Raw genomic sequence first — 19,835 nt, 5'->3', positions numbered from 1 at the left:
CGTCGGTCGTGGACGCGCTGGTCGTGGACGCCTCGGCGGCGGACGGTGCCACACCACCGGCCGCAGACGCACTGGTCGCGGACGCGTCGGCGGCGGACGGTTCCGCACCGCTGGTCGTGGACTCCTCGGCCGTGGACGGTGCTACACCACCGGTCGTGGACGCGCCGGTCGTGGACGCGCCGGTCGTAGACGGTGCTACACCACCGGTTGTGGACGCGCCGGTCGTGGACGCGCCGGTCGTAGACGGTGCCACACCACCGGTTGTGGACGCGCCGGTCGTGGACGTGCCGGTCGTGGACTCGTCGACGGCGGACGGTGCCGCGCCGCCGGTCGTGGGCGCGTCGGCTGTGGACGCGCTGGTCGTGGATGCGCTGGCCTCGGCCGGTGGCATCGGCGGCAGGGGGGCGCGGGCACTGGCGTACGCGGAGCTCGCCGCGGCCCTGTACACCGCCGGCCGCCCCGACGAGACGCGCCGGCTCGCCGCCGAGGTCGCCGCGGCCGCGCCGAGGATCGCCGACCCGGCGGAGCAGGCCGCGGTGTGGATCGCGCTGATCCGCCTCACCCCGTTCACCGGCGCCGGCGAGATCGAGCGGCACGTCGCCGCCGCCCACGCCGCCGCGGCCCGCCTGCAGCGGGCGCAGCGGACACCCGTCCACGCCGACCTCGTCGCCGCGATCATCGCCGCAGACGGCCCGGACCGGGCGGAGCGGTACGCCGCCGCCCTGCCCGACGCCGACCAGCGCGCGGCGGCGCTGACCCAGGTCGGTCACGCGGTCGCCGCCGCCGGCGACCACCGGCGGGCGGCGGCGCTCGCGGTCCAGGCCGAAACGGCCGGCCGGACGGTGGACCTGCTCACCCGGGCGCACACCCTCGGCGCCTTCGCCGCGGCGGTCGCCGTCACGGGGCGCCTCGGCCTGGCCGAACGCCTCGCCCGGTCGATCCCGGACGAGCAGCTGCGGGCGCAGGCCCTCGCCCGGCTCGCCACGACGGCCGCCAGGACCGGCGCGTTCCCGCTGGCGGAGAAGCTCGCCGGCGCGGTGCAGGACCCGGCGCTGCGCTCCCGCACCACCTGCGAACTGGCCGCGGTCGCGGCGGCCGCCGGGCAGCCCGACCGGGCCGAGGCGTTCGTCGACGCCGTCGACGACCCGGACCAGCAGGCCGAGGCGCGGACCCAGCTCGCGGAGACGCTGACCCGTCAGGGGCTGCACGACCGGGCGCAGCGCGTCGCCTCGAACCTCGCCGATCCGTTCCAGCGAGTGCTCGCCCGCATCGCCCTGATGAGGCTGGCGTCCGACCTCGACGGTGACCAGGCCGGTCTCGACGGTGACCAGGCCGGTCTCGACGGTGACCGGGCCGGCCGGCTCACCACGGACCTCGACGCGGCGATCCGGGAGCTGCCGCACGCCGACGAGCGGATCCCGGCGATGATCCAGCTCATCGGCGCCGTCCTCGCCGCCGACCGGGTCCGTGCGTGGCGGCTGACCGCGGAGGTCCGGGACGCCATCGACGAGCTGCCCGACCAGGAACAGCAGGCGTGGCTGATCGTCCAGCTCGTCGAGGTCCTCGCCGCGAACGACGAGGCGGACCGGGCCGAGATCGTGGCCCGGGCCGTCGCCGACCCCGGGCAGCGGACCTGGGCGCTGGTACAGCTCATCGAGACGCTCGCCGCGGCGGGGGAGACCGAGCGGGCCGAGGCCGTCGCGTACGGGCTCGACGACCCGGACGAGCGGGCCAGGGCGCTGGCGCGGCTGGTCCGGGCCGGCGGTGCCGCCGCCGGCAGGCGGGCCGAGGCGATCGCGTTCATGCTGCCCGACCCGTACCGGCAGGCCGAGGCGATGACGGACGTCGCCGCGTCGCTGGCGGAGCGGGGCGACCACGACCGGGCCGAGGCCGTCGCGCTGGCCGTCAGCGACCCCGAGCAGCAGTCGTGGGCGCTGGCCCAGGTCTGCCTGGCCGCCGTCGACGCCGGCGACCTCGGCCGGGCCGAGCGGCTGACCCGCGGCATGCCGGTCGCGGAGCAGCGGGTGCAGGCGCTGGCACCGCTGATCGCCGCGGTGCGGGCGGCGGGGGACCCGCACCGGGCGGAGCAGCTCGCCGCGGAGGCCGAGGCGGTGGTACGGACGATCACCCAGCCCGACCGGCGGGTCCAGGCCGTCAACGCCCTGGTCGCCGTGGTGCCGGCGGCGCACGCGCACCGGCTGCTCGCCGGCTCGCTCGGCCTGAGCGGCTGGAAACAGTGCCTGCTCAGGCTCGCCGAGGTCGCCGCGCCGGTGGTCGTCCGCGCCGCCGAGGACTACCTGGACGCGGACTCCTCTACCGCCGCTCGTCGATGAGCGCGTCGAGCCGGCCGAGGATCCACAGGGTGGTGACGGCCGCCGCGAGCTGGCCCGGGCCGGGGTGCGTGAACCCGAACCGCGTCGCGGCCTGCTCGGCGACCGCCCCCGCGGTGGAGCCGAGCGAGAGCGCGGTCGTGACGATGACGGCCTGACGGAGCGTCCAGGGCTTCGTTCGCATGTTCGTCCTCCGGTGTACTGGTCGCGAAGTGCTTGCGGCGCCCAGTACACGCGGCAAGGGGCGTTCGTTCGGCCGCCGGCGAACAACGAACCCGCGGGTGGGCGCACCGGCTGCGGGGACAGCGGGATGTTCGCCGCGCACCGGCGAACACCACCGGGTTTGGTTGAACCGGCCGCCGGTTGGGCAGAGGCACCCCGCGGCAGACCGCGCCGGTGCGAATGCTCAAGCGGCACGGTTCCCGGCCGAGTAGAACGTGCGTGAACCACTTGTCACGACGGACGCTGCTGGCCGCGGCGACGCTGCCGGCCGCGGGGCTGCTCGCAGGATGCGGGGACGACGGCTCGCCCACGGCCGCGTTCGACCCGTTCGGGATCACGCCGGAGCGCGCGCTCGAGGTGGTGATCTTCAACGGCGGGTTCGGTGACGACTACGCCAAAGCGCACGAGGAGCTGTACCGCAAACGCTTCCCCCGGGCGCAGATCAAGCACACGTCGACGAAGAAGATCGTCGGCGACCTGAAGGGCCGCTTCGACTCCGGCGACCCGCCCGACGTGATGAACAACGACGGCGCCGACCAGTTCACGACCGGCGAGCTGGTCAACGACGGTGCCCTGCTGGACCTGACGGAGCTGCTGGACAGCCCGAGCCTCGACGACCCCGGCGTGAAGGTGCGCGACACGCTGCTGCCCGGGACCGTGGAGTCGGGGACGTTCAACGGCAAGGTGTACGGGCTCAACTACATGTACACGGTCTTCGGTCTCTTCCACGACGCCACCCGCTGGCAGGCGGCCGGCTGGTCGCCGCCGCAGACGTGGGAGCAGTTCCTGGAGCTCGCCCCGAAGATCAAGGCGGCCGGGGTGGCGCCGTTCGCGCACGCCGGGAAGTACCCGTACTACATGGGCTGGACCATCGCCGACTGGATCCACAAGGCCGGCGGCGCCGCGGCGGCGGCCGCGATCGACAACCTCGAGCCGGGCGCCTGGCAGCACCCGGCGGTGCTCGCCTCGGTGGAGCTGGCGATCGAGCTCGTCGGGCGCGGCTTCGTGCTGGCCGGCAGCGACAAGCTGTCGCACACCGAGTCGCAGCAGGCGCTCATCGACGGCCGGGCGGCGATGCTGCCCTGCGGCACCTGGCTGGAGAACGAGATGAAGGCGACGCTGCCGGCGTCGGTGAAGCTGACGATCGTGCCGGTGTGGAGCGTCGGTACGGCCGACACGATGCCCTACGGGTCGGCCCGGGCGGGCGCCTCCGGCACGTTCGCGGTGCCGACGATGGCGAAGAACAAGGCCGGCGGGCTGGAGTACCTGCGCGTCATGCTGTCCAAGGCCGGCGCGGCCCGCTTCAGCGAGCTCACGAACTCCCTGGCCAGCCGGAAGGGCTCAGCCGACGGGGTCGCCGGCTCCAGCGGCCTCGCGTCGGCCGACGAGGTCGTCAAGGGCGCCGGGAACAACCTCATGACCTGGAAGTTCAACGACTGGTACGGGGCGCTGGACAAGGCCTGGCAGGCCACCATCGCCGACGTGATGTCCGGCGCGCTGAAACGCCCCGCGGACTTCGCGGCCCGGATGCAGGCCGCCGCCGACGGGGTCGCCCGGGACAGCTCCATCACGAAGTTCCGGCGGGACGCCTGATGGCGGCCCCGAGCGGGGGGCTGACCGGGGCGCTGCGCGACATCCGGTGGACGATCGGGCGGCGGCTGCTGGCCGGGTTCGCGGTGGCGCTGGTCCTGCTCATCGCCGTGGGCGCGGTGGCGTACCGCAACACGCTGCGGCTCACCGACGACCAGCGCCAGGTCGAGGCGGCGCACACGCTCATGTCCGAGTTCGACGAGCTGTGGAACGCGCTGCAGGCCTCCTCCAGCGGCACGCAGGCGTTCCTGGTCTCCGGTGCCGACGCCGACCTGAAGGCGCACCAGCAGGCGCAGGACGCCGCCACCGCGAAGTTCGCCGACATCGCCCGGCACATCGGCGCCGACCCGGCCGAGCGGGACCGCATCCGCGAGCTGCGCCCGCTGCTCGACGCGCGGTTCGCGCTCATGGACCGGGTCGTGCAGGCCCGCCAGACCGGCGGTTTCGAGGCCGCCCGGAAGGTCGCCGACGCGGACCGGGCCCAGCGGCTCACGGCCGGCGTGCAGAGTGTCACCGGCGAGCTCCTCGACGCGCAACGGCAGCGCATCGCCGCGCTGCAGGCCAGGTCGAGCTCCGTCGTCGCGTCGACCGAGCGCACCGTGCTCGGCGGGACGCTCGTCGCCGCGGTGCTGCTGCTGATGGTCTCGCTGTGGCTGACCCGCGGCATCGTCCGCCCGATCAACGTGCTCTCCGAACGCATCGCCGAGATCGCCGAGGGCGACGGCGACCTGGCCCACCGCGTCGACGAGTCCCGCCGCGACGAGGTCGGGGACCTGGCGAAACGCTTCAACCGGTTCGCCGACAACATCGCCCGGCTGGTCCGGGAGATCGCCGAGACCGCCGACACGGCCTCGGCGGCGGCGCACGAGCTGTCGGTGATCAGCGCCGGCATGACCATGAACGCCGAGCGCACCCACGCCGAGGCCCAGGCCGCCGCGGAGGCCGCCGACGAGGTGTCGCAGAGCGTCCACACCGTCTCCGCCAGCGCCAACGAGATGGGCAGCTCGATCACCGAGATCGCCCGCAGCACCGCCTCCGCGAGCACCGCCGGCGCCGACGCCGTCGCCCGCGCCGACGAGGCCACCGCGACCGTCACCCGCCTCGGCGAGTCCTCGGCCGCGATCAACGAGGTCCTGGGCATGATCAGCGCGATCGCCAAGCAGACGAACCTGCTCGCGCTGAACGCCACCATCGAGTCCGCGCGGGCCGGCGTGGCCGGCAAGGGCTTCGGCGTGGTCGCCGACGAGGTGCGCGCCCTGGCTCAGCAGACCGCCGAGGCCACCGAGAACATCACGTCCCGCATCGCCGCCATCCAGCGCGACGTCGCCCGCGCCGTCGAGGCCATCACCGCGACCGGCGAGGTGATCGGCACCGTGAACGCCTACCAGAGCAGCATCGCCAGCGCCGTCGAGGAACAGTCGGCGAGCACCGCGAGCATCGGCACCCACATCGGCGGCGCCGCGGACAGCGCGATCAGCATCGCGGGCAGCGTCCGCAGCATCGCCGACATCGCCCAGGTGACCGCCGACGGCATCAGCCAGGTGACAGGCGCCGCGGGCGAACTGACCCAGGTCTCGACCCGCCTCACCCAACTGGTCGGCCGCTTCCGAACCTGACCCGCTGTGGCCGCGGACGACTGCCTGGCGACGACCAGCCCCGCCGGGCCATCGAGCAAGGTCGTAGTGACCAACGTCTGTGCGGGGGTGGCACGTCGGACCGGCCGGGAACCGTCGCGGCGGACCGGCTGGCCGGTGGTGGCCGGCTCGCCACGGACATCGACCTGGACAGCACGCGGCGACCTTCGCGAGCACCCGCACCGCGCCCACCGCACGCGCCGCTTGATCAGGACGGACAGGGCACCCGGGATGCCGCGCGCAGGAGCGTGAGGCTGCCGCGCAAGCGCTGGCAGTGCGGCGCGGAGCGGCGCATTGGGGTGCGGGTGAGAATCCCCGCCGGGACCCGCCGCGAAGCGGTGGGGCGGAAGGACAGCGCGGAAGCACAGCATTGACGGGGAAATCGATTTCTGACATCTTGTTGCCATGTCGGGCAGCGGGATGGTTATCGGCATCGATGTGGGGACGTCGAGTACCAAGGGGGTGCTCGTCGCGGCGGACGGCAGGATCGTGGCCACCGCCGTGCGCGGGCACGACGTACAGACGCCGCGGCCCGGGCATGTGGAGATGGACGCGGAGCTGTGGTGGGGCGAGGCCGTCTCGATCGTCCGGGAGCTGCTGGCGGCGCACCCGGGTGAGGTCACGGCCGTCGGGGTGAGCGGGATGGGGCCGTGCGTCGTCCTGACGGGCGACGCCGGCCTCCCGTTGCGGCCCGGCATCCTGTACGGCGTCGACACCCGGGCGACCGCCCAGATCGCGCGGCTGACGGCGGAGCTCGGCGGGGCGGACGTGATCCGGGAGCGGACCGGGTCGGCGCTGTCGACGCAGAGCGTCGGGCCGAAGCTGGCCTGGGTCGCCGAGCACGAGCCGGAGGTGTGGCGGGCCGCGCGGCGGCTGTTCATGCCGGCCAGCTGGCTCGGGTGGCGGCTCACCGGGGCGTACTACCTGGACCAGCACTCGGCCAGCCAGTGCACGCCGATGTACGACGCCGCGGCGCAGGCCTGGCACGAGCCGTGGGCGGCGGACCTGGCGGGGAGCGTCGCGCTGCCGCCGCTGGTCTGGCCCGGCGACGTCATCGGCGGCGTCACCCCGGCGGCCGCCGCCGAGACCGGGCTGAGGCAGGGCACGCCGGTCGTGGCGGGGACGATCGACGCCTGGTCGGAGGCGGTCAGCGTCGGCGCGCAGCGGCTCGGCGACCTGATGCTGATGTACGGCACGACGATGTTCCTCGTGCACACCACCGACGTGCGGAACACGTCGCCGGTGCTGTGGGGGACCACGGGGGCGTTCCCCGGCACGCGCAACCTCGCCGCCGGCATGGCGACGTCCGGCGCGATCACCAGCTGGCTGCACGACCTGCTCGGCGCGCCCGGCTACCCGCGACTCCTGGAAGAGGCGCGCGAGTCCGGGCCGGGCGCGCGAGGGCTGCTGATGCTGCCGTACTTCGCGGGAGAGCGCACGCCGATCGCCGACCCGCACGCGCGCGGGGTGATCGCCGGGCTGACGGTCGGGCACACCCGCGGCGACCTGTACCGGGCGGTGCTGGAGGCGACCGCGTTCGGCGTGCGGCACAACATCGAGGCGATCGAGGCGGCCGGCGGCACCATCGAGCGGATCGTCGCGGTCGGCGGCGGCACGCAGGGCGGGCTGTGGGCGCAGATCGTCACCGACGTGACCGGCCGCGAGCAGCTGATCCCCGAGAAGACCATCGGCGCGAGCTACGGCGCCGCATTCCTGGCGAGCAACACGACAGACGTCGAGACCTGGAACCCCGTCGTCGAGCGGATCAGCCCGGACCCGGGCGCCGCCGCGGTCTACGACAAGCGCTACCAGCTGTACCTCGACCTGTACCCGGCCACCGCCGGCATCAGCCACCGCCTGGCAGCCGGCACCGAGTCAACCGGAGGAACCCCATGACCAGTCCGTACCAGCTCCCGGTCCCGTTGGAGCGGCCGGCCGCCGAGCCGGTCACCGCGTACCTGGTGACGAGCGGCGACCTGCGGCCCAGCGCCAACCTGCGCTGCTGGCCGACGCAGCAGCGGCTGGAGGCCGACGTGACCGCGGCCCTGGCGCGGCTCGGCTGGCAGGCGAAGCGGGCGCACGAGTTCGACGAGGTCAAGGGGCACGGCTTCATCGACAGCCAGCGCCTGGGGATCGAGGTGTTCAAGCACGTCCCGCGCGACGCGCCGCTCGTCGTGGTGGAGGCCGTCTGGCAGTACAGCCACCACGTGCTCGCGGGCCTGCGCACCCATCAGGGCCCGATCCTGGTGGTGGCGAACTGGTCCGGCGCGTTTCCCGGGCTGGTCGGCCTGCTCAACCTGACCGCCAGCCTCACCAAGGCCGGCGTGGCGCACTCGGCGCTGTGGAGCGAGGACTTCACCGACGACTGGGCCGTCGACGGGCTGCGCGAATGGCTGGAGACCGGCACCGTGGTGCACGACCTGTCGCACGTCCGGGACCTGCCGGCGCTCGACCAGGAGGCACCGGAGGTCGTCCTGGGCACCGCGCTCGCCGAGCAGCTGCGCGACGAGAAGGCGATCATCGGCGTCTTCGACGAGGGCTGCATGGGCATGTACAACGCGATCTTCGACGACGAGCTGCTCAACCCGCTCGGCATCTACAAGGAGCGGCTGTCGCAGAGCGCGCTCGTCGCGGAGATGCTGAAGGTCACCGACGCGGAGGCGGCCGCGGTCAAGTCGTGGCTGGACGACCGCGGGTTCACGTTCCACTTCGGCACCGACGAGGCCACCGAGCTGACCGAGGCGCAGGTGCTCAGCCAGTGCCGGATGTACGTCGCGGCGCTGCGGATCAGCGACGACTTCGGCCTCGACGCGGTCGGGATCCAGTACCAGCAGGGGCTGAAGGACGTGGTGCCGGCCAGCGACCTGGCCGAGGGCCTGCTCAACAACGTGGAGCGCCCGCCGGTGCGCAGCCGTGACGGCGCCAGGGAGCTGTACGCGGGCGCGCCCCTGCCGCACTTCAACGAGGTCGACGAGGGGGTCGCCGTCGACGCGCTGCTGACGAACCGGCTGTGGAACGCGATGGGCTTCGACCCGGCGACCACCCTGCACGACATCCGCTGGGGCGAGCAGTACGAGGGCGAGTTCGTCTGGGTCTTCGAGATCTCCGGCTCGGTGCCCGCCTCGCACAACGGCGGCTACGACAAGAGCTACAGCATGCGCCAGCCGCCGATGTTCTTCCCGCTCGGCGGCGGCACGCTCAGCGGCGTGTCGAAGCCGGGCGAGATCGTGTGGTCGCGGGTGTTCATCATGGACGGCGTGCTGCACGCCGACCTGGGCCGGGCGAGCGTGCGGGAACTGCCGGCGGAGGAGACGCAACGCCGGCTGGACGCCACCGACCGGCAGTGGCCGATCATGCACGCGGTGCTGCACGGGGTGGGCCGGGACCAGCTCATGGCCCGGCACAAGGCCAACCACGTGCAGGTCGCCTACGCCCCGGACGCCGCCGCGGCCGACCGGGCCCTGCTGGCGAAGGCCGCCATGCTGCACGGGCTCGGCGTCGTCGTGCACCTGTGCGGGGACGTGAAGCTCTAAGGCCTGAGGCTGCTCTCGCGCACTTTCAGCGTCGTCTGGAGGGTGACGGTCGAGGCGGGCCGGTCCGGTTCGGTGATCCGCTCCGCGAGGAGCATCGCCGCGGTCCGGCCCAGCTCGTACGTCGGCTGCGAGACCGTCGACAGCGACGGCCGCACCAGGTGCGCCCACGGGATGTCGTCGAAGCCGATGACGCCCATGCCGGCGGGGACGGCGATGCCGCGGTCGACGACGCACTCGACCGCGCCGACGGTCATGAGGTTGTTGGCGGCGAACACCGCGTCCGGCGGGTCGCCGGCGTCCAGCAGCGACGCCATCGCGGCGTAGCCGCCCTCCTCGCGGTAGTCGGAGTAGCGCACCAGCGCTGCCGGGGTCGCGAAGCCCTGCTCGCGCAGCGCCTGCTGGTAGCCGCGCAGCCGCTGCGCGGCGGTGGACACCTTCCGCGGGCCGGTGATGCAGGCGATCCGGCGGTAGCCGCGGTCGAGCAGGTGCGCGGTGGCCATGTGGGCGCCGTGCTCGTTGTCGACCAGGACGCTGTCGACGTTGGCCCCGCTGATCTGGCGGTCGATGGCGACGACCGGCGTGCCCGCCTCGATCAGCCGGTTCACGTTCGCGGCGTGCCCGGAGCTGGAGATGATCACCCCGGCCATCTGGTCCTGCAGGGCGGCGGTGACGTACTGCGCCTCCTTCGCCGGGTCCTCGTCGCTGTTGCACAGCACGACCGAGTAGCCGGCCCGCTGGGCGACGTCCTCGACGCCGCGGACCATCGCGGTGAAGAACGGGTTGCCGACGTCGGAGATGATCACCGTCCACAGCGTGGTGCGGCTGCGGCGCAGGTTGCGGGCCACCGAGTTGGGTCGGTAGTTGAGCTCGCGCACCGCGTCCTGCACGCGCACGACCATGTCGGGGTCGACGCTGGCCCGCCCGTTGAGCACGCGGGAGACGGTGGCGGGGGAGACCTGCGCCCGTTGTGCGACGTCGTAGATGGTCGCCATGACCTACATCCTTCCAGGCGGCTCCGGAGCGCAATGATGCCACGCCTCGCCGTTGACACCCCCGGCGAAGCGCGGCTACGGTGCTGGAAATCGATTTCTCCGGTGAAACCTTCCTACATATTGACGGACCTGGATGTTAGTCGTCTACTTGCGGGTAAATCGATTTCCCCGAAGGGACGCCACCCATGCGAGTCTTGCGAAGAGCCGCCGTAGCGATCCTGTTCATCCCGTTGCTCACCGTCATCGGCGCCGCCCCGCCGGCGATGGCGGCGGTCCCCGACGACAAGGGCCCGGTCGGCTGGGAGACCTACCGCCGCCTCGACCGGCTGCCCACCCTGTCCGCCGGCACCAGGACGAAGCAGTTCTCCAGCTTCGGCCGCGACGGCTCCAACGACGACGGGTTCGGCGGCACCTACTCCTGCCTGCGCAACGACGGCGGCTGCGTGCTCGCCGAGGACCGCGGCCCGGGGGAGATCCAGTCGATCTGGTTCACCCGCGACGAGGGCAACGTCAGCGCCACCGGCTGGATCCGCATCGAGCTCGACGGCGTCACCGTCGTCGACACCGGCCTGCAGAACCTCGTCAACGGCAACCTCGGCGCGCCGTTCAGTTGGCCCCTCGTCACCAACGCCGACCAGACCTCCGGCGGCGTCACGGTCAAGGTGCCGATGCCGTACCGCAGCAGCATGCGGGTCGTCACCCAGAACAACCCGCTCTTCTACCACGTCGGCTACCGCCAGTTCGCCGACGCCGGCGGGGTGACCCGCTTCAACCCCGCCGACCCGGCCACCGACGTCGTCGACAACCTGCGCCAGGCCGGCCTGCGTGATCCCAAGCCGGCCCAGCCCGGCGCGGTCACCGCCGCCGCGACCGTCACCGCCCCGGCCGGCGGCCAGGCCACCCTCGCCACGCTCACCGGGCCGCGGGCGATCACCGCGCTGCGGCTGCGCATCCCGGACGCCGCCGCGACCGAGGCCAACCTCACCGCCCTGCGGGTCCGGATCACGTTCGACGGGCGCACCACGGTGGACGCGCCGGTCGCGGAGTTCTTCGGCGCCGGGCTCGGCGAGCGGACCGTGCGCTCGCTCATGTTCGCCATGGACGCCGCGCCCGGCGGCTGGTACAGCGCCTGGTGGCCGATGCCGTTCGGCACGAGCGCCACCGTCGCGATCGCGAACACCGGCGGCGCCTCGATCGGCGGCGTCCAGGCGGAGGTGACCTCGGCGCCCACGACGTGGGGCAGCGACCTCGGCCACTTCACCACCCAGTCGCGGCGCGGCGAGACCGTCAACGGCAAGGACTGGATCATCGCCGACCAGGCCGGCCGGGGCCGCTTCGTCGGTGTCGCGCAGACCATGCGCGCGCACATCACCGGCGGCAACACCCGCAACTACCTCGAGGGCGACGAGCGGGTGTACGTCGACGGGTCGGCCACCCCGCAGTTGTACGGCACCGGCACCGAGGACTTCTACGAGTCGGGCTGGTACTTCAACCGCGGCGAGTACTCCGGCGTCTTCACCGGCAACACCGGGCACCGCTTCCGCACCGCGGGCTGCGCCGACGAGTGCGACGCCGCCTACCGGCTCATGATCGGCGACGCCGTGTCGTTCACGACCGGGCTGCGCTTCGGCATCGAGCACGGGCCGACCGCCAACGAACCGGCCGACTACGCCTCCACCGCGTTCCTGTACACCCAGCCGACCGCCGCTCTGCGCCTCACCGACACCGTCGTCACCGGTGACGCGGCCAGCCGCGGCGCGCACGCCTACGGCGACGGCGTCGCCACCCAGTACGGGCTGACGTCGGTCTTCGAGGGCGACAACGACGACGTGTCCACCACCGCCCAGGTCCGCTCCGGCTCGGCGGCGATCTCGTTCCGGGTCGCGACCGACCCCGGCAACTCGGGCGTCCGGCTGCGCCGCACCGGCGACCAGCAGCGCGCCTACCAGCAGGCGGCGGTCGCGGTCGACGGCGTCAGCGCGGGCGTGTGGCTGCAGCCGCTCGGCAACGCGGCCCAGCGCTGGCTCACCGACGAGTTCACCCTGCCCGTCGCGCTCACCGCCGGGAAGTCCGCGGTCACGGTCACCCTCACGCCCTCCGGCGGTGCGTGGACGGCGTCGAGGTACAGCGTGCTGAGCATGGTGGCGCCGTTCGCCGACACGACCGCCCCCGGCACGGTGACCGGCCTGACCACCAGCGGCGGGAGGACCCACGCGATCGGCCTGAGCTGGACGGAGGCGAGCGACAACGTCGGCGTGACCGCCTACCGCGTCTACGGCTCGACGAACGCGAGCGTCCCGGTCACCGCGGCGAACCTGCGCGGCACGGTCAGCGGCACGAGCTTCCGGCACGGCCCCGTGCCGGTCGGGCAGACCTGGCACTACCGGGTCGTCGCGGTCGACGCGGCCGGCAACGCGGGTCCCGCGTCCGGTGTCGTCTCCGGCACGACCCGCGGCCGCACGGTCAGCGACGTGAACGGCGACGGCCGCGACGACGCGGTCGCCTTCACCCGCGGCGCCGACGCGGACGTGTTCAGCGCGACGTCGTCCGGCACCGCGTTCGGGCCCGCCGTGAAGGGCAACGACTTCTTCGCCCTCGACGGCGAGGTGCCCTTCACCGGCGACGTCGACGGCGACGGCCGCACCGACCTCATCACCTTCACCCGCGGCGGCCTCGCCGACGTGTACGTGGCGCTCGGCAACGGCTCCGGCGGCTTCGGCGCCGGCGTCAAGTGGCACGACTTCTTCGCCGTGGACGCCGAGGTCCCGCTCGTGGGTGACTTCGACGGCGACGGGCGCACCGACATCGTCACGTTCACCCGCGGCACGACCTCCGACGTGTACGTCGCGCTGTCCACCGGCTCCGGGTTCGGCCCCGGCGTGAAGTGGCACGACCACTTCGCCGTCGGCGCCGAGACACCCGTCGTCGGCGACTTCGACGGCGACGGCCGCGACGACATCGCCACCTTCACCGGCGGGTCCGGCGGCAGCGTCTACGTCGCCCTGTCCGACGGCGGCCGTTTCGTGCAGGACGGCTGGCTGTGGCGGTCCGGCTTCGGCGGCGACGCGGTCGCGACCGGGGACTTCAACGGCGACGGGCGCGACGACGTGGCGGTCTTCACCCGCGGATCGACCGCGGACGTCCTCGTCGCACTGTCGTCCGGCGGCGGCTTCGGTACCCCCGGCAAGTGGCACGACAACTTCGCCATCAACGCCGAACGGCCGGGTGTCGGCGACTTCGACGGCGACGGCAAGGCCGACATCGTCACGTTCACCGGCGACCCGGCGGCCGACGTGTACGTGTCGCTCTCCGACGGCGGGCGCTTCGTGCAGAACGCCTGGCGCTGGCACGACAACCTGGGCGGCGGCGCGTCCACCGTCGTGCGGCCGAGCGTGCCGTGATGCGCGCCGCCGCGTTCTGCTCCGCCGTGGTGACCGTGGGGGCCCTGCTGATTCCGGCAGGGCCCGCCCGGGCCGCCGACGCGCCAGTGAAGCTCGAGGCGGAGTCGCTGCTGCCGGCGGTGTCCGCCACCGCGCCGGTCGAGGCGCAGCCGGACTGCTGCGGCGTGACCTGGTCCGGCGGGCGGCAGCTGTGGTTCCGCGCCGCCCGGGCCGGTGACTCGGTCACCGTCACCCTGCCCGCCGTCACCCCCGGCCAGTACGACCTGGGCGGGGTCCGGACCCGCGCCGCCGACTACGGCACGCTGCGCTTCGCCGTCGACGGGGTCGCGGTCGGCCAGCTCTTCGACGGCTACGCGCCGTCCGTCCAGCGCACCGGCGCCGTGCCGCTCGGCTCGGTCGCGCTCGCGGCCGGCACGCACCGGTTCACGGTCACCGTCACCGGCCGGGCCCCGGCCTCGTCGGGCTTCTTCGCCGGGCTCGACACGATCACGCTCCAGCGGGTCGGGGCGCTGCCGGCGGTGACCACGACGACCTACGAGACCGTCGCGGAGACCCCGTCGCGGGGCGCGCTCACCCGCGTCTACGACCCGGGCGTGGGGGAGTCCTCCGCCTGGTACTTCAACGACCACACGATCGTGCGGCACCAGGGCACCGGCGTGTGGCACGCGTTCGGCATCACGCACGCCGAGCCGGGCGCGCCGCTGCAGGAGACGACGTTCGGGCACGCGACCGCGCCGTCGCCGACCGGGCCGTGGACGAAACAGCCGCCGGCCCTCGTGGCGTCGCCGGCCGCCGGGGAGCAGTGGATCTGGGCGCCGCACGTCGTCCACGACAACGGCGTCTACTACATGTTCTACGCCGCTGGGAACCCCGACTACACGCGGTACCGGATGCACCTGGCGACGTCGACGGACCTGGTCACCTGGACGCGCAGCCCGGCGAACCCGCTGTTCACCGACGGGTGGGAGGCGCGGGACCCGATGGTGACCCGGGTCGGCGACCAGTGGGTCATGTACTACACGGCCACGACCGCGCCCGGCGGCGGCAACCACATCGTCGGCTACCGCACCAGCACCGACCTGCGCACGTGGAGCGCCCGCGGCACCGCGTTCACCTCGCCGTTCACGGGGCAGGCGGCCGGGCAGACCGAGTCGCCGTTCGTGGTGCGGCGCGGCGAGTGGTGGTACCTGTTCGTCTGCTGCGACGGCGCCGACTACGGCGCCGCGTACCGGCGCACGGCGGTCTACCGCAGCCGCGACCCGCTGCGCTTCGACGGGGCGGAGCGGGTCGCGGTCCTCGACGCGCACGCCGCCGAGGTGGTGGTCGACGGGGCCGCCTGGTACCTCAGCCACGCCGGCTGGGGCATGGGCGGGCTGTGGCTGGCGCCGCTGCAGTGGACCTCGGGCGTGGTCGCGCGGGGACGGGTGGTCAGCACCGGCTTCCTGCGCGCCGACATCCGCACCTGGCCGTCGGCGCGGATCGCCTCCCTGGCAGTGGACCCGGGCGGCGGCGGGGCGTACCGGCCGGCCCTGGACTCGTCGTTCCGGGGCACCGGGCCGTACCTGGCGGTCGGCGGCTTCGGGGTCACCGACGCGGCGGGGGCGCCGGCACGCGTCGACGTGTCCGCGGACGGGTCCCGGATCAACCTGGCCGGCATCCCGTTCGGCGACGAGCCGGTGACCGCCGACTGGCTGCTCACGGTCGCGCCGCGCTGGACCGGGCCGGCGCTGCAGAGCGACGTGGTCTGGTCGGTCCGCGGCCCCACGACCGCCGGGGTGTGGGAGGTCGCGTTCAACGTCGACGGCGCGCTGCCGATGGTCGGCGACCCGTCGGCGGAGGCCCGCCCGACCGGCGACGTCAGCGGGATGCCGCCGTGGTCGATGCTGTCCGCCGACGGGCTGTCGGTGGTGTCGTCGCACCGCTGGGCGTCGGCGTGGCGGGGCGACAACATCTGGTACGACGCCGGGCACGCCGGGGCCGCGTGGCAGCCGCTGTGGCGCTCCGGCGGGACCGCGTGGGCGCCGGGGCAGTACCCGGGCGGGACGTGGCGGTTCGCCGCCAGCGGGGTCCGCCGGGACGTCGCCTTCGCCGGCACCGTCCAGGCCCAGATCAACGCGACACCCTGATCCATGTTGATCATTACGACACTGCTACGAGACCTTGACAGCGTAGTGACGGTCTTCTACGTTCCACGGTGAGAAATCGATTTCTCGCTGTTGAGACGTCTCGTTGGAGTGATGCCTATGAGCGCGACCCAGGCACTCGTCACGATGACCGGGATCACGAAGCAGTTCGGGGGCGTGGTCGCCTGCGCCGGGGTCGACTTCTCGGTCCGCGCCGGCGAGGTGCACGCGCTGCTCGGCGAGAACGGCGCCGGCAAGTCGACGCTCATGAACGTGTTGTCCGGTGTGGTCACCGACTACACCGGACAGATCACGGTCGGCGGCGAGCCGGTGCGCTTCCAGGGGCCGGCCGACGCGCAGGCGGCCGGCATCGCGACGATCCACCAGGAGCTCGACCTGGTGCCGGGGCTGTCCGTGGCGGAGAACCTGGTCCTCGGCCGGGAGCCGCGCAACCGGCTGCGGCTGCTGGACCGCCGGGCGATGCTGCGAAACGCCCGGGAGCAGCTGCGGCAGCTCGGCGCCGAGCTCGACCCGCGCCGGCCCGTCGGCGCGCTGCGCGTCGGCGAGCAGCAGCTGGTCGAGATCGCCAAGGCGCTGTCGCTCGACGCGCGGGTGCTCGTCATGGACGAGCCGACCGCGGCGCTCGCCGACGCCGAGGTGCGCCGGCTCTTCGCCACCATCGACGAGCTGCGCCGCCGCGGCGTCGGCATCGTCTACATCTCCCACCGCATGGAGGAGATCGAGCAGATCGCGGACCGGGCGACGGTGCTGCGCAACGGCGCCGTCGCCGGCACCGTCGACCCGCGCGCCGCCGGCCCGGGCGAGATCATCTCGCTGATGGTCGGCAGGTCCGTGGAGACGCTCTTCGGCTCGGCGGAGACGGAGGTCACGGCGGAGGAGGGCGCGCCGCTGCTCGAGGTCGCCGGCCTGGCCGTGCGGCCGAGGACCCGGCGGCCCGGCCGGTGCGAGCCGGCCGGGGTCACGCTCACGGTGCGCGCGGGCGAGATCGTGGGCCTCGCCGGGCTCATGGGGGCGGGCCGCACCGAGCTGCTCGAGACGCTCTTCGGGGCCGGTCCGGCGGGGCGCCGGAGCGGCTCGGTCCGCCTCGACGGGGTGCCGTACGCGCCTGGCGGGCCGCGCCGGGCGCTGCGGCACGGCGTCGGGTTCGTGCCGGAGGACCGGCGCGGCTCGGCGCTCGTGCTCGGCCACTCGACCGGGCGCAGCATCGCGCTCACCGCGCTGGACCGGCTGAGCACCGCCGGGATCGTCCGGCGCCGGCGGGAGCGCGCGGCGGTGCTCGGCAAGATCGCCGAGCTGGCCATCAAGACCCCGTCGCCGGCCGTGCCCGTCGGGGCGCTGTCCGGCGGCAACCAGCAGAAGGTCGTGTTCGCCCGGCAGCTGCTCGCGCGGCCGCGCCTGCTGCTGCTCGACGAGCCGACCCGCGGCGTCGACATCGGTGCCAAGGCGGAGATCTACCGCCTGCTGCACCGGCTCGCCGACGACGGGATGGGCATCCTGCTCGCCTCGTCCGAGCTGCCGGAGCTGCTCGGCGTCTGCGACCGGATCGTGGTCCTGCGCGCCGGGCGGACGGTGGCCGACCTGCCGGCGGCGCGCACCGACGCGGCGGCCGTCCTCGCCGCGGCCATGGGCACGACCCCCGCCGCCGCCGTCAGCGCGACGGACGCCCCCGCGCCCGGAGTGGACATCGAGGTGGCCGGCGCCGCCGGTACACCTGCCGCCGCCGCGACCGGAGACGGCGTGGCCACACACGAGAAGCCGGATCACTCTCCGAGGGAGTCAGCGTGATCGACGAGCAGGCAGCGGCCGCGGGCACCACCGGGCTCAAGGCGTCCCTCAGCACCTCGATGGTGCGCTGGCTGCGCCGCCCCCGCAGCCGCCGCGAGCTGATCGACCGGCTCTTCGCGGTGCAGAGCCTGTTCGCGCTCGTGGTGGTGTTCGTCGCCGCGGTCATCGCGTCGCCGACCCGCGGCGGCGAGAACCTCTTCCTGTCCACCGGCAACCTCGGCAACATCGTCCGGGCGGTGTCGGAGATCGGCATCATCGCGATCGGCATGACGTTCGTGGTGCTGCTCGGCGGCATCGACCTGTCCGTCGGCGCGATCCTCGGGCTGTCGGCCGTCGGCACCGCCACGCTGATGGTCGACTCCGGCTACGGGATCCTGCCGGCGGTCCTGGCGGTCCTCGCCATCGGCGCGGTCTTCGGCGCCCTGCAGGGCTACGCGACGGCGCGTCTGGGCATCCAGTCGTTCATCGTCACGCTCGCCGGGCTCCAGGTCGCCCGCGGCCTGGCCCGCATCTGGTCCGGCGGGCTCGGCATCCCGATCGCGTACGGCGACGGCCCCAAGGAGGCGCCGCCCGCGTTCGAGATCCTCAACGGCTCGATCAACGGCGTGGTGCCGGTGCCGGCCGTGCTCTTCATCGCCATCGGCGTCGCCGCCGTCGTCGTGCTGCGCACCACCGCGTTCTCGCGGCACGTCTACGCGATCGGCGGCAACGAGAAGGCGGCCCGGCTCTCGGGCGTCCCGGTCACCCGGGTCAAGGTCGCCGTGTTCGCCATCGCCGGGCTCCTCGCGGCGGTGGCCGGGATCGTCCACGCGGGCCAGCTCAACCAGGGCAGCCCCAACGACGGTGCCGGCTACGAGCTGGACGCCATCGCCGCGGTGGTGATCGGCGGCACCAGCCTGTCCGGGGGCTCCGGCTCGATGGGCGGCACCCTGGCCGGCGCACTCCTGCTCGGCATCCTCAACAACATCCTCGCGCTCAACAACATCGACGCCAACGTCCAGCTGCTCATCAAGGGCCTGGTCATCGTGGCCGCCGCCGGCCTGCAGAAGCTGCACCGCAGCGTCGTCTGACACCCCATCCCATCCACCAGGAGCGATCAATGCGTACCCGTACCAGCACGCTCGCCCTGCTCGCCGCCGGCGCGCTGCTCGCCACCTCCGCGTGCAGCGTGGAGACCCAGTCGGAGCAGAACAAGGCCGCCGGGGCCTCCGGAGCCGCCGCCTGCGGCACCGGCAAGGAGTTCCTCATCGGCATGTCGCAGGCGAACAACGCCGAGCCGTACCGGCAGGTCATGAACAACGACGTCCAGACCGCGGCGAAGGCGGTCCCCGGCTTCAAGGTGGTCGTCTCCGACGCCGCTCAGGACAACAGCAAGCAGGTCGCCGACGTCGAGAGCTTCCTGACCCAGAAGATCAACCTGCTGATCATCTCGCCGAACGAGGCGAAGCCGCTCACCGCGGTCGTGAAGAAGGCGTACGACCAGGGGATCCCGGTCATCGTGCTGGACCGCAAGGTCGAGGGCGACGCCTACACCGCGTTCATCGGGGGAGACAACGTTGCCATCGGCAAGGCCGCCGGCGAGTACTACGCCAAGACCCTGCTGCCCAACGGCGGCAAGGTGATCGAGATCGCCGGCCTGCCGGGCTCGACCCCGGCGAAGGAGCGGGCGGACGGCTTCCGCGCCGGCATCGCGGGCAACCCGAAGATCGAGATCGTGGCGTCGCAGCCCGGCGACTGGCTGCGGGAGAAGGGCCAGTCGGTGGCGGACGCGCTGCTCAAGGCGCACCCGGACGTCGCGGCCGTCTACGCGCACAACGACCCGATGGCCGAGGGCGCGTACCTCGCCGCCAAGGCCGCCGGCCTCGAGACGAAGATCAAGTTCACCGGCATCGACGCGCTGCCCGTGCCGTCGGGCGGCATCAAGGCCGTCGAGCAGGGCCGGCTCGCCGCGACGTTCCAGTACGCCACCGGCGGCCGCGAGGCGGTCGACCTGGCCAAGAAGATCCTGGTCGACTGCTCCAAGGACGTCCCGCGCAGCACGACCCTCGGCACGCAGCAGATCACCAAGGACAACGCCATCGAGGTCTACACCAAGCTCGGCGGCTCCTGACGGGTCATGGAGAGGCGGGCCCCCCCCCCCGGGGGGGGGGCGCGTTTGGGTGCGGCAACCGGGGGGGGCCGGGGTGGGGGGAGAAAAGCGTGGG

General features: G+C 73.5%; 12 protein-coding genes. 10 read left to right on the top strand and 2 right to left on the bottom strand.

The window, feature by feature from the left end; genetic code table 11:
• Positions 1-2,333, top strand: a 2,333-nt coding sequence (locus AB0J72_RS36335) for a hypothetical protein (RefSeq protein WP_363407003.1), incomplete at its 5' end; no start/stop codon positions are given.
• Here AB0J72_RS36335 and AB0J72_RS36330 read toward each other — a convergent pair.
• On the bottom strand, positions 2,314-2,514 hold the full coding sequence (locus AB0J72_RS36330) for a hypothetical protein (protein ID WP_344502928.1): 201 nt from the start codon (positions 2,512-2,514) through the stop codon (positions 2,314-2,316). The two genes, AB0J72_RS36335 and AB0J72_RS36330, sit on opposite strands and share 20 nt — an antisense overlap.
• 266 nt (positions 2,515-2,780) lie before the next feature.
• Here AB0J72_RS36330 and ngcE point away from each other — a divergent pair, with 266 nt between their 5' ends.
• The 4 genes from ngcE to AB0J72_RS36310 all read left to right on the top strand — a co-directional run bounded on the left by ngcE (position 2,781) and on the right by AB0J72_RS36310 (position 9,309).
• On the top strand, positions 2,781-4,145 hold the full coding sequence (gene ngcE, locus AB0J72_RS36325) for an N-acetylglucosamine/diacetylchitobiose ABC transporter substrate-binding protein (protein ID WP_363406999.1): 1,365 nt from the start codon (positions 2,781-2,783) through the stop codon (positions 4,143-4,145).
• Entirely contained in the window at positions 4,145-5,758 is a 1,614-nt protein-coding gene (locus tag AB0J72_RS36320) for a methyl-accepting chemotaxis protein (RefSeq protein WP_363406997.1), read from the top strand. The genes ngcE and AB0J72_RS36320 overlap by 1 nt, the downstream gene beginning before the upstream one ends.
• A gap of 423 nt (positions 5,759-6,181) precedes the next feature.
• A complete protein-coding gene (locus tag AB0J72_RS36315) occupies positions 6,182-7,672 on the top strand; it encodes an FGGY-family carbohydrate kinase (RefSeq protein ID WP_363406994.1) in 1,491 nt (496 codons plus the stop codon).
• Positions 7,669-9,309: a fucose isomerase gene (locus tag AB0J72_RS36310; protein ID WP_363406991.1), complete on the top strand. Its 1,641-nt coding sequence runs from the start codon at positions 7,669-7,671 to the stop codon at positions 9,307-9,309. Before AB0J72_RS36315 ends, AB0J72_RS36310 begins: the two co-directional genes overlap by 4 nt.
• Here the strand turns inward: AB0J72_RS36310 and AB0J72_RS36305 are convergent.
• Positions 9,306-10,301, bottom strand: a complete 996-nt coding sequence (locus tag AB0J72_RS36305; RefSeq protein WP_363406988.1) for a LacI family DNA-binding transcriptional regulator — start codon at positions 10,299-10,301, stop codon at positions 9,306-9,308. The two genes, AB0J72_RS36310 and AB0J72_RS36305, sit on opposite strands and share 4 nt — an antisense overlap.
• A gap of 185 nt (positions 10,302-10,486) precedes the next feature.
• On the opposite strand from AB0J72_RS36305, the gene AB0J72_RS36300 reads away from it, so the two are divergent.
• From AB0J72_RS36300 to AB0J72_RS36280, 5 genes are all read left to right on the top strand, one after another.
• Positions 10,487-13,702: a DUF2961 domain-containing protein gene (locus AB0J72_RS36300; RefSeq protein ID WP_363406985.1), complete on the top strand. Its 3,216-nt coding sequence runs from the start codon at positions 10,487-10,489 to the stop codon at positions 13,700-13,702.
• The gene (locus tag AB0J72_RS36295) at positions 13,702-15,828 is read left to right on the top strand and encodes a glycoside hydrolase (protein ID WP_363406982.1); all 2,127 of its coding nucleotides are present in this window, start codon (positions 13,702-13,704) and stop codon (positions 15,826-15,828) included. The genes AB0J72_RS36300 and AB0J72_RS36295 overlap by 1 nt, the downstream gene beginning before the upstream one ends.
• Positions 15,829-15,945: 117 nt before the next feature.
• Positions 15,946-17,631, top strand: a complete 1,686-nt coding sequence (locus AB0J72_RS36290) for a sugar ABC transporter ATP-binding protein (RefSeq protein ID WP_363406979.1) — start codon at positions 15,946-15,948, stop codon at positions 17,629-17,631.
• Positions 17,628-18,701 (top strand): ABC transporter permease, encoded by a 1,074-nt coding sequence (locus AB0J72_RS36285; protein WP_363406976.1) that lies wholly within the window; start codon positions 17,628-17,630, stop codon positions 18,699-18,701. Before AB0J72_RS36290 ends, AB0J72_RS36285 begins: the two co-directional genes overlap by 4 nt.
• A 29-nt stretch (positions 18,702-18,730) precedes the next feature.
• Positions 18,731-19,741 (top strand): substrate-binding domain-containing protein, encoded by a 1,011-nt coding sequence (locus AB0J72_RS36280; RefSeq protein ID WP_363406973.1) that lies wholly within the window; start codon positions 18,731-18,733, stop codon positions 19,739-19,741.
• Positions 19,742-19,835: the final 94 nt, after the last annotated feature.

Origin of the sequence: Dactylosporangium sp. NPDC049742 (assembly GCF_040674675.1) — a bacterium.
GTDB classification, from domain to species: domain Bacteria; phylum Actinomycetota; class Actinomycetes; order Mycobacteriales; family Micromonosporaceae; genus Dactylosporangium; species Dactylosporangium maewongense.
Note: the sequence above shows the minus strand (reverse complement) of the source record. Positions and strands in the feature narration are given on the sequence as shown.